The following is a 13,691-nucleotide window of genomic DNA, read 5'->3' on the forward strand; positions in this document are numbered from 1 at the left end:
CCAACGAGTCCCGCGCCACCCGGCCTAGCACTCGACCCGGCGGCCGGGGTGGTACGGACCGCGGCCGTAGAACACCGTGCTGGCCCCGCCCAGGTTGATCTCGATGCGGTGCAGGCAGTCGTCCGGCGGCGCGGGCACGTGCACGTCGACCGAGCGGGTGCCGTCCACCGGCAGCGCGACCGGCCGCTGCCGGCCCACCCGGTCGCCGACCTGGATCCACAGCGGCGCCACCGTGGCCGGGGTGTTCGCGCTGGTCACCCGGATCGGCACGGCGAGGCCCTCGGGCGGGATCTCCACCGGCCGGTCGATCCGGGCCGCCCAGCCGCCCAGCGCCACGCTGGTGAAGCCCGGCTCCGGCGGGTGCGGCAGGCGCACGTACGCGAAAGTGGCGAAACCCCCGACGACCACCGCAAGCACCAGGGGGATGCCGACCGCGGCGACGGTCCGCGCGAAGCGCGGGTCGGCCGGCACCCGGCCGGACCGCTCCCGCACCAGCACCACCGCACCGAGCAGCACCGCCACCGCGGCCAGCCCGATCGCCAGCGACCGGGACCGGATCGGCACCCCGAACACCTGCAGCACGAGCGCCACCAGCGGCAACGTGATCAGCCCGGCCGCCACACCGAGCCCGATCCGGCAGGCCGCCGCCACCGCCTCGGCGGTCAGCGCGCGCAACCAGAGTTCGCCGATCACCAGCAGCGCGGCCAGCAGCGCCACCGGCAGCAGCCAGTGCACCCGGTCGTTGCCGGTCACCAGCAGGGTGAGCGCCGGGGCCGCCAGCAGGACGAGATTCGGCGTGCTCATCGCGCACCCCCGCGGGCCGGCAGGCCGAGCGACGCGAAGTCGAAGCGGTAGATCGCGATGTGCCCGCTGTCGTAGATCTTGATGGTCCACGGCGTGGTGTCGAACTTGGTGAGCTGCCGCAGGCTGAACGCGGGCCGGCCGTCGTGTGGAATCGGCTCGTTTGTCTCGAAGTAGATCCGGATCTCCGGCACCTCCAGGGCCATCCGCCGGTCGACGATCAGGTAGCCGAACCGCCACGAGCTCAGCTGGGTGATCAGCGCCGGCGACACCGGCCGGCCCGGCTGGCTGATGTACAGGTCGTAGGTGGGGAAGGTGACCGAACCGGTGACCGGGTTCTGCTCGCCGAACGAGCCGAAGATCAGCCCCGAGTACCGGTCCGCCACGATCCGCAGTTCCCGTCCCTGGGTCCGGCGCAGCCACTCGGAGGCCGCCGTCACCTCGGGAGTCTCCGAGCGGGTGTCCGAGCCGTACAGCGGTGGTCCCGGGAAGCGGTAGGACGGGTTCATCCCGGCCGCGGTGTTGCCGACCAGCAGGACCGCGCACACCGCGAGCAGCGCGCCGCCGGTCGCCAGTCGCTGCCACCGCCGGGTCGCCCGGCCCAGCAGCGCCACCACCACCGGCGCCACCACCAGCGCGATGCCGAGATAGCTGAACGCCCACGACCGGCGCGCCCCCTCGGCACCGGACGGGGTGAGGATGAGGACCACCGCCGGGAAGTAGCAGGCGCCCAGCACCAGCATGGCCAGCGCGCCGCTGCGGGACACCGGGTCCCGGTCCCGGCGCAGCCGCAGCCGCAGGGCCGCGGCCGTCATGGCGACCAGCGCCAGCACCGGTGCCGCGAACGCGGCCACCTGCTCCCAGGACGGCGCCACCGACTGCTTGAACAGGGTGCGGCGGCCGCCCGGCCCGTCGCCACCGGTCATCCCGGCGAACTGGTCGAGCGCCTTGCCCAGGTAGGGGTCGAGGTAGCCGGCCGTCTTCGGCGCCACCCCGTACAGCCAGAGGACGACCATGGCCGTGGCCGCCAGGGTCAGCGCCCAGGCGATACCGGCCGCGACCACCGCGCCGTCGCGCCGGCGGATCGCCCGCACGCTCACCGTGGCGGCGACGATCGTCAGGATCAGCACCATGCCGAGCGCGGTCAGGTGATGGGTGGCCACGGTGGCGCCGGACAGTAGAACCGCGGTGGCGGTCCACCCGGCACGGCTGCGCCGCCCCGGCCCGCGCATCGCCCGCAGCACCGCCACCAGCGTCCAGACCAGCAGCGGAATGGCCATCGACTCGTAGCCGAACTGGGTGTCGAAGAACAGGAACGAGCTGTTCAGGCTGTAGATGATCGCGGCGACCGCAGCGATGCGACCGTCCCGCCAGATCTCCTCGGCGAGCACCGCGACGCCGAGCACCACCAGCACGTGCGCGACGATCAGCACGGCCAGCGCGGCCTGCCAGACGGTGATCCCGGTGAGCGCCGCGACCGACGCCACCGCCGAGTGCAGCCCCGGGAAGTCGCCCACCACCCGGACGATCGGGTTGGCCTCGAACAGCCGGCCGTCCAGCAGGATCTCGCGGGCCTGCCGCCAATGGGCGAACTCGTCGTGATAGAGCGGGCCGGTGGGATTCCGCAGAAGCTTGGGCAGGTACGTGAAACCGGCGTAGCCGATCAGCACGGCCAGCCGGAGTCGCGCCGACGTCCGCCGCCGGGTCGCCCAGTACACCGCGGGCAGGGTGAAGACCAGCATGCCGAGCCAGAACAGCTCGAACGGCGAACCGCGGTCCCACTCGGCGATCCGGTCGGCCGCCACCAGCGCCGCCGCCCCGGCCGCCCCCGCGACGGTCAGGGTGACGGCGCACCACACGGGACTCCGGTCCGGCACGGTCCCGGCGGTCGTCTCCGGCGTGGTCTCGACGGCAGCGGTCAGGGTCATCGGTCGCCGGCTCCCGCTCCGCTCTGCTGGATCACGCGCACCCGGGAAGCGACGGTTGCGTACACCTCCCGGGTGGCCAGCACCACATCGCTCCAGGTGGGCAGTGGCTGGCGGCCGGTCGCGGCCCGCGGGGTGCCGGCCGCCACCCGGAGCGCGTCCGCCAGCGCGGCCTCGTCGTCCGGGTTGACCAGCCATAACGGCACCCCGTCGCCGGCCATCACGGCCAGTTCCCGGTGCGCCGGTATGAACGACGCCACGGTCGGGATGCCGGCGGCGAGCGCGTCCGCGACCGCCATGCCGAACGCCTCGTGCCCGGACGCCGACACCGCCGCGGCGGCCAGCGCCATCCGGGTGCCGAACGCGTCGTCCGGCAGCCGGCCGTGGAACATCACCCGGTCCTCGGTCAGGTCCAGGCGGCGGGCCAGGTGCTCCAGTTCCTCCCGGGCCGGACCGGAACCCACCACGTCCAGCCGGTGGTCGGCCGGCAGGTGCAGCATCGCCCGGATCACCCGGTCCACCCGCTTGTAGCGCTCCAGCCGGCCGACGCACAGGATGCTGCGTCCCGGTTCGAGCGGCGCCACCGCGACCCGGGCCGGGTCGGTGCCGTTCGGGATCACCACCATCCGGTCGGTGGCCTCCGGGAAGTCGCGGATCAGCAGTTCCCGCTCGGCTCGGGTGACGCAGACGATGCGGCTGGAGCGGGCCACGATCCGGCGCCCCACCGGCCGGTAGATCGGGTGCAGCGCGGCGCGCAGCCGGCTGTGCCCGGTGCCGTGGTAGTGCGGGGTGAAGACCAGCGGGGTCCGGTTGGTCAGGGCCGCGGGCAGCGCGGCCAGGGCGTGGTAGCTGTGCGCGTGCAGCACGTCGTAGCGGGCCGCGTGAGTGTGCAGCCAGCGCCACAGGGCGATGGAGAACCGGTAGTTGGGCGCCGCGACGGTGAGCGGGAAACGCCGGACCAGCACGCCGTCGATCTGTTCCCGGGAGCCGGTCGGGTGCTGGGTGAGCACCTCGACCTCGTCGCCCGCCGCGACCAGCGCGGCGCACAACCGGCGCGCGTGCGTCTCCACCCCGCCGACGTCGGGGTGGTAGGCGTTCGTGACGACGCCGATCCTCACCGGGTCCGCCCAGCCGCACGATGATCCGCCGCGCGGTGGGCGGAGGTGCGGCGGCGCTGCGGCCACTCCCGGGCGATGGTCCGCAGCACCCGCAGGCCGTCGGTCACCGCGTTCAGGTTGCTCTCGCCGTGGATCCGGGCCTGCTCGAAGCTGGCCACCTCGACGATGTGCAGCCGGGCCCGGGCGGCCCGCAGGTTGAGCAGCGTCTCGATCTCGAAGCCGTCCCCCCACAGGCGTCCGTCCCGGCCGGTCGGCGCCGGCGAGGTGCTGTCCAGCGCGAAGACGTCGAGATGCCGGGCCCAGAACGCGTTGTAGCCGTAGCAGAGATCGCTGTAGCGGGTCCGGAACAGGACGTTGACCAGCAGGCTGAGGCACTTGTTGCCGAGCGAGCGCAGCCGGGTGATGTCGGCGCTGCCGCCGCTCTGCAGGAATCGCGACCCCTTGGCGAAGTCCGCGCCGCTGCGCAGCGCCGCGATGAAGCTCGGGATCTCCTTGGGATCGGTCGAGCCGTCCGCGTCGATCATCACCAGGATGTCGCCGGTAGCGGCCGCAAAACCGCAGGCCAGCGCGTTGCCCTTGCCACGGCGGTTCTGCTGGACCACGCGGATGCCGGGCATCAGCCGGCGGGCGACGTCGACCGTGTCGTCGGTGGACCCGCCGTCGACCAGGATGACCTCGTCGACCTCGGGCAGCCGCGCCATCACGTGCGGCAGGTTTCGCGCCTCGTTCAGGGCGGGAATGATCACACTGACCAGTGGCTCACTCGCATGGGCCACCGCGGGCAGCGGCAGCTCGGTTCCCGTCCCGGCGGTCGGTGGAACGTAGGGGACCGTGGACATGACTGTTCTCCAAGGCTCGGTCGTGCAGTGCGGTGGGGCAGGCGGCGCCGCCGGTGCCGGTCAGGTCCGCGGCACCGGCGGCATCGTGTGGTCAGGCGCCGGAGCCCTCGACCGTCCAGGAGTAGATGTCCTGCTTCGAAAGCGCGGTGCCGGTGGCGGCCGTGAAGCCGACCCACGCCGCGTCCGTGCCGACCTCGTCGGCCAGGTCGACGGTGGTGGCCAGCGCCAGTTCCTCGGTGGAACCGGCGTGCAGCGACTGCACGAAGATCTGGAGCGCGAACGTCTCGGCGTTGTAGGCGACCCGGGCCATGAACGGCTTGCCGTACAGCGGGATCTGCGGCTCACCGACCGCCGAGTGGTGGTCCGGGTCGCCACCGAGCACCACGGCCAGGTGGTTGCTGCTCGGGTCCGGGGTGTTCTGGAACGTGTCGAACTCGATCGCGACGCTGTTTTTGATGCCGCGGTATCCGAGGCCGCCGCCCCAGCCGCCGAGCGCCCGCGGTCCGTGCGCCTGCACCAGGAACGCGATGCCGTCGGCGCCGGGCGCGCCGTGGTGCAGGTAGACCTTGAACGAGGACTCGAACGACCGGGTGAGGTCGAGCTTCGGCTTGGCCCAGGCCGAGCCGGTCTGCTTGAACCCGCCGGCAGTGAGGCGCAGGATCCGCTGCTTGGTCGTGCCGGACGAGGTCAGGATGTCCGCCGTGCCGTTGCGGTCCAGGTTCTGGGACGCGCCGGAGAACGTCGGATAGTCGACCAGCAGGTCGTCATCGGCGGCGAAGGCGGGCGCGGTGCCCGCGGCTATCGAGAGGGCGACGGCAGCCACCAGGCTGCCGCGAGCAACTCTCGAGGAACGTGAAAAGAACACAGTTCTGCGCTCCAATTCGGATGATTTGCCCCACTCGGACGTGGCCTAAGGTAGGACAGCGCGCAGAGCCGCGTAAGCGAGTCGCGACTATTTACCTCAAATTGGACGCCTCCACCCGGCGAACCGGCGCGGATCGAAAAGGCCGATCGGGTGCACGCTTGCGCCCTCGATCGCCAGATCCGCGAGAATCTCACCCACCACCGGCACGAACTTGAATCCGTGCCCGGAGAACCCGCAGGCCACGCTCACCGCCGGGTGCTCCGGGTGCGGCCCGATGACGAAGTGCTCGTCCGGCGTCGTGGTGTACATGCACGGCTCGCCGCGCCGGAACGCACCGGGCAGATCCGGCAGCCGGGCGCCGCAGTACGCCGCCATCTCGGCCACCTCGTCCTCGTGCACCGCGGTGTCCAGGGTGTCCGGCGTGGCCGGTCCGCCCCGGCGGAAGAATGCGACCTTCGCCCCGCCGTCCGGCCCGTCGATCGCCGGGAAGCCGTAGATCTGCCGGCCGGCCGGGTCCTCCCAGACATAGATCGGATGCCGGTCCGGGTGGAACGGCGCGGTCCCGCCCCGCGGCTGGAACCAGAACTGCACCTGCCGCTCCACGGTGAGCGGCAGGTTCAGGTCGGCGAGCAGGTCCGGCGCCCACGGTCCCGGCGTGAGCACCAGGTGCCCGGCCGGGTAGCTGCCCTTCGCGGTCACCACCCGCACCCCGTCGCCGGACCGCTCCCAGCGGGTCATCGGTTCGTGGAAGCGCAGGTCGGCGCCGGCCCGGGCGGCCAGCTCGAGGTTTGCCGCAACGGTCGCCTCGGGCCGCACGAAACCGGCCCTGGCCTCGAACAGCGCGACCTCGTCCGGCCGCGGCGCGAACATCGGGAACCGGCGGCGCAGCTGGGCGGCGTCCAGCATCTCGTGGGCAAGGCCCCACCGCTCGGCGCTGGCCCGGCTGCCGGACACCGTCCGCGACTCCGGCCGCCCGATCATCAGGCCACCGGTCAGCGTGATCACGTCCCGGCCGGAGTCGGCGGCCAGCCGGTCGAACAGCTCGTAGGCACGCAGCAGCAGCGGCACGTACGCGGCGCCCTCGAAGTACGACTGCCGGGTGATCCGCGACCCGCCGTGACTCGACCCGCGCGCATGCGCCGCCCCGTACCTCTCCAGCCCGAGCACGCGCACCCCGCGCGACGCCAGGTGCAGCGCCGCGGCGCTGCCCATCCCGCCGAGACCGGCGACAACCACGTCGAACATGAGAACCACCGTAGGATGCGGTCGTGTCCCGCTTCGCCTACCTGGACGCTCCGACTCCGCTCGCCTTCGCCCACCGCGGCGGCGCCGCCGAGGGCGACGAGAACACCGCCGAGGCCTTCGGGCGCGCGGTCAAGCTCGGTTTCCGGTACGTGGAGACCGACGTGCACGCCACCGCCGACGACGTGCCGGTCGTCTTCCACGACGACTCGCTCGCCCGGCTCACCGGTCAGGCCGGCCGGATCGGCGCGCTGCGCTGGACCGACCTGGCCACCGTGCGGGTCGGCGGCGCGGCGGCCATCCCGCGCCTCGACGAGGTGCTGGACGCCTGGCCGGACATCCGGTTCAACATCGACGTGAAGGCCGATCCGGGCGCGGCACCCACCGTGGACGCGATCCGCCGGGCCGGCGCGTCCGGCCGGGTGCTGCTGGCCTCGTTCAGCGACGCCCGGCTGGCCCGGCTGCGCCGCCTCGCCGGGCCGGACGTCGCGACCTCGATGGGCATGCGCGCGGTGACCGCGCTGCGCCTGTCGTCGCTGGCCCGGACCCCGCTGCGGCTGCCGCCGTCCGCGGTCGCCGCCCAGGTCCCGCCGCGGCACGGCCGGTTCCGGGTGGTGGACCGCGCGTTCCTGGCCCGGGCCCACCGCCTCGGCCTCCAGGTGCACGTCTGGACCATCGACGACCCGGCCGAGATGCACCGCCTGCTCGACCTCGGCGTGGACGGCATCATGACGGACCGTACCGATGTGCTCCGCGACGTGTATCTGAGCCGCGGTATTTGGGCTTGAGAATGTCACGGAAATGGCTTCGAATTCATACTCTCAGGCAGTTCCAAGGTGGATCGAAGCGATCATGCACTACATTTCCCGGTAGCGGCGGGCGCTCGCACGGTCGCGCGGGGGTGTGATCTTGCGCATTGCGCAACCTGCCAGCTCAGCGAAGTTTTTCGTGATCTTGTTGAACCGGAGACATCATCCGTTCGGAGGATGTCCAGGGTTCGAGGAGGAGACCATATCTTTTCTTTAAGTTAGCGCTAAGAATTCATCAAATTCGCTGCTTGAATTGATATCTCGCGGCGCGCGTCTTATTTTCTGGGAACGCCGGTGTCAGGGGCCGGATGCTTTCTCGAAGAAGAGGTATCGCGCATGCGTAGGTCGGCTTACCGCCGTGCTGCCGAGCCAACCGGCGGCAGCAGGCGGCTACTCGCCGTTGGTGCGGTGATCGCCGCAGTGGGGGCGGCCGTCGCCTTCACCACCATCTCCAGCGCCGCCGAGGGCGATCGGCCGTCGGGCAGCGGCGTCGGCAAGGTGGTCAACGGGCAGACGATCCTCACCGACACGTGCGTGGACAGCAATCTCGAGGCGCACAACGGCTTCCAGCTGGGCAACCGCTGCGTCTCCACCGAGTTCGGTGAGGTGGCGAGCGCCGGCAACAACGCCTCGCTGCTGATCACCGAGGCGCCGCGCCAGGTCGCGCCGAACACGCCGTTCACCCTGCGGGTCAGCACCCGCAACCTGATCCGCGACCGCTTCCTCGCGGCCGGCCAGGGCGGCTACTACGTGGAGAGCTCGGTGCTGCGCAACGGGCTGGTGCGGGGGCACTTCCACACCGCGTGCCGGATGCTGGCCAGCACCCGGGTGGCGCCCGACCCGGCGCCGGTGCCCGCGTTCTTCGTGGCCACCGAGGACAACCGCGGCGAGGCCCAGCCGGACACCGTGACCATCCAGGTGCCGGGCCTGCCGGCCGAGGGCACCGCCCAGTGCGCGTCGTGGGCCGGTGACGGCTCACACCGCATCCCGATGATGGAGCGCGCCAACCAGACCCCGGCCCTCGACGCCGTCCGGATCAACGTCCGTGCCGGCAACAACAACGGCGGGGGCGGCAACAACAACGGCGGCGGCAACAACGGCGGCGGCCAGAACAACGGCGGCAACAACGGCGGCGGCGGGAACAACGGCGGCAACAACGGTGGGAACAACCCGAACACCACCGTGGCGCCGACCACCCCGCCCCAGGGCGGCGGCAACGCCACCCAGCCCACCACCCGCGACACCGTGAAGCCGACCGCGACGGCCAAGCCGGCCACCACGTCCAAGCCGGCCACCACGAAGTCCGCCAAGCCGGCGACCACGCGTACCGCCGAAAGCGAAAGCGACGACGAGCTGGTCGCGCCCGAGGACGCCACGCCCGCGCAGACCCGGGCGGCGAAGCCGAAGGCGACCGTCAAGGCCCTCGAAGAGGACCCCGAAGAGGTCGACGAGGCCGCCGACATCACCTACTCGAACGACGACGGCCAGCCCAACTCGGGCACCAAGGCGCCGAGCGTCGAGGAGGTGGCGGCCCAGTCCACCGAGAAGCAGGGCGGCCTGCTCGCGCTGACCGGCGGGAACAGCATGGCGGTCATCGGCGTCGCGGTGGTCCTGATGCTGGCCGGTCTGACGATCATGGCGCTGACCCGCCGGCGCCGGCCGGGCAGCACCTGGCAGTAAAACCGCATACGATCCAAGGGCGGCCCGCTCCCGAGCGGGCCGCCCTTTCGTGCGCTGTTAGGGTAGCCTTACTTCCACGGACGATCGTTCGAGCGGAAGAGGACCAAGCATGCCCAACAGGCCGGCACGACCCGCCACCGAGGCGGTCGTCACCCGGGTCGAGCAGCTCACGCCGCACATGGTGCGGGTCGTCGTGGGCGGCGAGGCGCTCCGCTCGATCGAGGCGGGCTCGTGCACCGACCACTACATCAAGGTGCTGTTCCCGCAGCCGGGCGTCGACGACACCGAGCGGCCGACCGTCCGCACCTACACGGTCCGCCGCTGGCTGCCCGAGATCCCGGAGATGTGGATCGACTTCGTGGTGCACGGCGACAGCGGCATCGCCGGCCCGTGGGCGGCGGCCGCCCAGCCCGGCGACCCGTTCCGGTTCATGGGCCCGGGCGGCGCCTACGCGCCCAGTCCCACCGCGGCCTGGCACCTGCTGGCCGGCGACGAGAGCGCGCTGCCGGCCATCGCCGCCGCGCTCGAGGGGATGCCCGACGGCGCGCTGGTCAAGGCGTTCATCGAGGTCTCCGGCCCCGACGAGGAGCAGAAGCTGGAGACCACCGCGGAGGCCGAGATCACCTGGCTGCACCGCGGCGAGCGGCAGATCGGCGAACTGCTGGTCGACGCGGTCCGCGGCTGCACCTTCCCGGACGGCCCGGTGCACGCGTTCGTGCACGGCGAGGCCACCTTCGTCAAGGACCTGCGCGGCTACCTGCGCCGCGACTGCGCCATCCCGCTCGAGCAGTTGTCGATCTCCGGCTACTGGCGCCGCGGCCTCAACGAGGAGGGTTGGCAGTCCACCAAGCGCGACTGGAACTCGCAGGTCGAAAGGGAACAGGAGACGGTGTGAGAGCGAGCACCTCGTTGGCCGTCCGAGCCGCCGGGCGCCCATGATGTGTAAGTGGTGCTCGCCGATACACAGCTGACCAGTCCGGTCCGCGGCCGCCTGATCGCGCTGGCCGCGCTGCTGCTGGCGGCGGTCAACCTGCGGCTCGCGGTAACCAGCGTGGGCCCGGTCCTGAGCGAGATCCGGGCCGGCCTCGGGATGAGCTCGACGATGGCCGGACTGCTCATGTCGGTGCCGGTGGTCTGTTTCGCCACGGTCGGTCTCGCCGCGCCCCGGCTGGCCCACCGGTTCGGCACCGCCCGGGTGATCGTGACCGGCCTCGCCGTGCTCGCGGTGGGTCTCGCGATCCGCCCGTACACCGCCGGCACCGTCCCGTTCCTGCTGGCCAGCGTGGTGTCGCTGGCCGGCATCGCGGTGGTCAACGTGCTCCTGCCGGTGATCGTCAAGCAGCACTTCCCGGGCCGGGTCGGCACCATGACCGGCCTCTACTCGGTGGCGCTCAACGTCGGCGCGACCGGCGCCGCGGCCGCCACGGTTCCGCTGACCGGCGCGTTCGGTGGCGACTGGCGGCTGGGCCTGGCCTGCTGGGCGGTGCTGGCGGTGGTCGCGCTGCCGGCCTGGCTGCCACTGGCCCGCGAGCGTGCGACCGCCGACACCGACGATCAAAATCCGGCTCCGGTACGCGTGACCAGGCACCCGGTGGCGTGGGCGCTGGCGTTGTACTTCGGCCTGCAGAGCACCTCGGCGTACGTGATCATCGGTTGGCTCCCGCAGATCTACCGGGACGCCGGTCTCTCCGCCGAGACCGCCGGCCTGCTGTTCGCCGGCACCTCCCTGCTCGGCGTGCCGCTCGGCCTGGCGCTGAGTTCGCTGGCCGGCCGGGTGCGCAGCCAGAGCTGGATCGCGCTGACCCTGGGCCTGTTCGGGATCGCCGGGTACGCCGGACTGTGGTGGTCGCCGGCCACCCTGCCCTGGCTGTGGGCCGTCCTGCTGGGCGTCGTCAACACCGCGTTCCCGCTGGTCCTCACCATGATCGCGCTGCGCGGCAGCACGCCCGCCACGGTGGTGCGGCTGTCCGCGTTCGCCCAGGGCGTGGGATACCTGCTGGCCATCCCCGGCCCCATCCTGATCGGCGTGCTGCACGACCGCACGGGCGGCTGGCGGGTACCCCTGGCCCTGATGATCGCCCTGATGATCCCGCAGATCATCGCCGGCTGGCAGGCCGGCCGGGACCGCCGGGTCTAAATCAGTTTCAGCAGTTCGGCGGCCACCTCGGCGGGCCGCTCCACGTGCGGCGAGTGCCCGCAGCCCGGCAGCACCACCTCGGTGTACCGGCCGCCGGCCGCCTCATAGCGATCGAGCACCGCCCGGGTCTGCCCGACCATCGGCTGCGGCGGGCACGCCTCGGCGCCCGGCCAGCCCGGCACCATGCCGAGCGAGCCGAGGAAGGCCAGGTCGAAGAATGAGGTGTCGGAGACGATCGCGTCCCGGTCGCCGCGGACCCAGGTGATCGGCGGCTTGACCGGCACCGCAACCAGGTCCGCGGCGACATTGAAGTGGTTCGGCGCCATGGTGTTGAGCACCCCGCGGTCCCCCGGCGCCATTCCCGGCCAGTTCGCGCTGGGCCTGCTGTCGCCCGGGTAGTTGTCGTCCCCGATCGCGGTGGACAGCACGGTGTCCAGCAGCAGTTGCTCGTCCGCGCCGAGCGAGGCGGGGTCAGCCACATATGCCGTACGCAGCACGTTCAGCGGACTGGTCGGCGAGTCCACGCCCCGGTCCCGGTCCGCGATCCGCCGCACGAAGTCCGGGTTCCCGGTGCCGCCGCCGGACCCGGCGAAGTCCGGCGTGGTCGGGGTGCCGTCCAGATCCCGGGTGCCGCCGAAGCCGTACGGGCTCAGCGGCGCCTCGAACAGCAGCGCCCGGACCCGCTCCGGGTGCGCGGCGAGCAGGTGCATGACCACGCCACACCCCATCGAGTGCGCCGCCACGGTGACCGCCCCGCCGGCCGGGAACAGCGCCCGCTCGTCGAGCAGCGCCGCCACGTCGTCGGCGAAGTCCCGCAGCCCCCGGGTGGCATCCACCGGCGCGGCGTCGGATCGCCCGTATCCCCGCAGGTCAGGCGCCACGATCCGGAGGTTGGGCGGCAGCTGCCGGAGCAGCGGCCGCCAGAAGTCGGCGGACGAACAGTTGCCGTGCACGAGCAGCACCGGGGTGCCGTCGGCCGGCCCGTCGACCAGAACGTTGAGCGAGATGCCGCGGACCGCGACGCTGACCTCTTCCATAGGCCGAAGCGTCCCACCGGCAGCCGTCCCCCGCAGTGTGTATGGCCCACATATCCTGGCCCTCATATCCTGGCCCTCATGACCGGTGACGCCTGGTCCGTCGCGGAACCGTACGAACGCTACGTGGGCCGCTGGAGCCGCCCGGTGGCCAAGGAGTTCCTGAGCTGGCTGGCCGTGCGCCCCGGCGCCCGCTGGCTGGACGCCGGCTGCGGCACCGGAGCCCTGACCGGCACGGTGCTCGCCGAGGCCGGCCCCGCCGCGGTGGTGGGCATCGACATGTCCCAGGGCTTCCTGTCCTCGGCCCGCCACCTGACCCGGGCCCGTTTCCTGGCCGCCGACGCCGCCGCGCTCCCGTTCCGCCCCGCCACGTTCGACGCGGTGGTGAGCGGCCTGGCCCTGAACTTCGTCCCCACCCCGCAGTCGGCCGTGGCCGAGTTCACCCGGGTGGCCGCCCCCGGCGCCGTGGTGGCGGCCTACGTCTGGGACTACACCACCGGCATGCAGATGATGAGGTACGTCTGGAACGCCGCCCGCGACGTCGACCCGTCCGCCGCCGACCAGGACGAGGCCCTCCGCTTCCCGATCTGCCACCCCGACGCCCTGCACCACGCATGGTCCACCGCCGCCCTGACCGAAATCGCGGTACGCCCGATCGAGGTCCCCACCCGCTTCACCGATTTCAACGACTTCTGGCAACCCTTCCTGGGCGGCCAGGGTCCAGCTCCCACCTACTTGGCCCGCCTGCCCCCCACCCGGCGAGAGGCCATCCGAGCCTTGGTGAAAGCCCGCCTCCCACATGCCCCTGACGGCACCATCCCCTTGACCGCCACCGCCTGGGCAGTACGAGGCACCCACCCCTAGCCTTCGCCACACCGCCAACCCCGCACCCGCACCAGCACCACCCGCCGCTACTCCCCGCCGCCCGCCGCCGCGCGCACCGCGGCCACCGCCCGGGCCAGCCGCTCGGCCGGGGTGCCGAAGTCGCCGCCCAGCGCCGCCGCGTCCCGTTCCGCGCCGGGCCGGCCGCCGCCGACGCCCAGTTCGAAGCGGCCGCCGCTCAGCTTCTGCAGGGTCTCGGACTCCCACGCCACCAGGGCGGTGGCCGTCCAGGCCTCGCCGGTGGGCGCCTGGGCGGCCACGACACCGAATCGGAACTCGCGTTCGGTCATACCCGCGCGGCCCGGCACGTACGTCCGGGAGCGCAGCCCGGTGCAAGGGTTTTCCCTGATTCGAAGACG

At 72.3% G+C, this 13,691-nt stretch carries 12 protein-coding genes and 1 pseudogene; 5 read left to right on the plus strand and 8 right to left on the minus strand.

Features of this window, described 5'->3' with window-relative positions; all coding sequences use genetic code 11:
• Nucleotides 1-24: 24 nt before the first annotated feature.
• From Ari01nite_RS03450 to solA, 6 genes are all read right to left on the minus strand, one after another.
• Entirely contained in the window at nt 25-804 is a 780-nt protein-coding gene (locus Ari01nite_RS03450; RefSeq protein WP_203779169.1) for a hypothetical protein, read from the minus strand.
• A complete protein-coding gene (locus Ari01nite_RS03455; RefSeq protein WP_203779173.1) occupies nt 801-2,729 on the minus strand; it encodes a putative glycosyltransferase family protein in 1,929 nt (642 codons plus the stop codon). The genes Ari01nite_RS03450 and Ari01nite_RS03455 overlap by 4 nt, the downstream gene beginning before the upstream one ends.
• Nucleotides 2,726-3,844 (minus strand): glycosyltransferase family 4 protein, encoded by a 1,119-nt coding sequence (locus Ari01nite_RS03460; protein ID WP_239162447.1) that lies wholly within the window; start codon nt 3,842-3,844, stop codon nt 2,726-2,728. The genes Ari01nite_RS03455 and Ari01nite_RS03460 overlap by 4 nt, the downstream gene beginning before the upstream one ends.
• Entirely contained in the window at nt 3,841-4,683 is an 843-nt protein-coding gene (locus Ari01nite_RS03465) for a glycosyltransferase family 2 protein (RefSeq protein WP_203779177.1), read from the minus strand. Before Ari01nite_RS03465 ends, Ari01nite_RS03460 begins: the two co-directional genes overlap by 4 nt.
• Nucleotides 4,684-4,774: 91 nt before the next feature.
• Nucleotides 4,775-5,506 carry an L-type lectin-domain containing protein gene (locus Ari01nite_RS03470; RefSeq protein ID WP_203779178.1) on the minus strand — a complete coding sequence of 244 codons (732 nt, stop codon included), beginning with the start codon at nt 5,504-5,506 and terminating at the stop codon, nt 4,775-4,777.
• A gap of 138 nt (nt 5,507-5,644) precedes the next feature.
• Nucleotides 5,645-6,793, minus strand: a complete 1,149-nt coding sequence (gene solA, locus Ari01nite_RS03475) for an N-methyl-L-tryptophan oxidase (protein WP_203779179.1) — start codon at nt 6,791-6,793, stop codon at nt 5,645-5,647.
• Nucleotides 6,794-6,816: 23 nt separating this feature from the next.
• On the opposite strand from solA, the gene Ari01nite_RS03480 reads away from it, so the two are divergent.
• From Ari01nite_RS03480 to Ari01nite_RS03495, 4 genes and pseudogenes are all read left to right on the plus strand, one after another.
• Entirely contained in the window at nt 6,817-7,578 is a 762-nt protein-coding gene (locus Ari01nite_RS03480) for a glycerophosphodiester phosphodiesterase family protein (RefSeq protein ID WP_203779186.1), read from the plus strand.
• Between the two features lie 495 nt (nt 7,579-8,073).
• Nucleotides 8,074-8,646: pseudogene (locus Ari01nite_RS49580) on the plus strand (hypothetical protein); the annotation flags it as partial.
• A 742-nt stretch (nt 8,647-9,388) separates the two neighbouring features.
• The gene (locus Ari01nite_RS03490) at nt 9,389-10,174 is read left to right on the plus strand and encodes a siderophore-interacting protein (RefSeq protein WP_203779191.1); all 786 of its coding nucleotides are present in this window, start codon (nt 9,389-9,391) and stop codon (nt 10,172-10,174) included.
• A 51-nt stretch (nt 10,175-10,225) separates the two neighbouring features.
• Nucleotides 10,226-11,416, plus strand: coding sequence for a CynX/NimT family MFS transporter (locus Ari01nite_RS03495; RefSeq protein WP_203779192.1), 1,191 nt, complete (start codon nt 10,226-10,228; stop codon nt 11,414-11,416).
• Here the strand turns inward: Ari01nite_RS03495 and Ari01nite_RS03500 are convergent.
• Entirely contained in the window at nt 11,413-12,453 is a 1,041-nt protein-coding gene (locus Ari01nite_RS03500; RefSeq protein ID WP_203779194.1) for an alpha/beta hydrolase, read from the minus strand. The genes Ari01nite_RS03495 and Ari01nite_RS03500 overlap by 4 nt on opposite strands.
• Nucleotides 12,454-12,531: 78 nt before the next feature.
• Here Ari01nite_RS03500 and Ari01nite_RS03505 point away from each other — a divergent pair, with 78 nt between their 5' ends.
• Nucleotides 12,532-13,314, plus strand: a complete 783-nt coding sequence (locus tag Ari01nite_RS03505; RefSeq protein WP_203779201.1) for a class I SAM-dependent methyltransferase — start codon at nt 12,532-12,534, stop codon at nt 13,312-13,314.
• A 47-nt stretch (nt 13,315-13,361) separates the two neighbouring features.
• On the opposite strand, the gene Ari01nite_RS03510 is transcribed toward Ari01nite_RS03505, so the two are convergent.
• Nucleotides 13,362-13,622 (minus strand): LLM class flavin-dependent oxidoreductase, encoded by a 261-nt coding sequence (locus Ari01nite_RS03510; protein WP_203779203.1) that lies wholly within the window; start codon nt 13,620-13,622, stop codon nt 13,362-13,364.
• Nucleotides 13,623-13,691 lie beyond the last annotated feature (69 nt).

The sequence above is a fragment of the Paractinoplanes rishiriensis genome, from assembly GCF_016862375.1.
In the GTDB taxonomy this organism is placed as follows: domain Bacteria; phylum Actinomycetota; class Actinomycetes; order Mycobacteriales; family Micromonosporaceae; genus Actinoplanes; species Actinoplanes rishiriensis.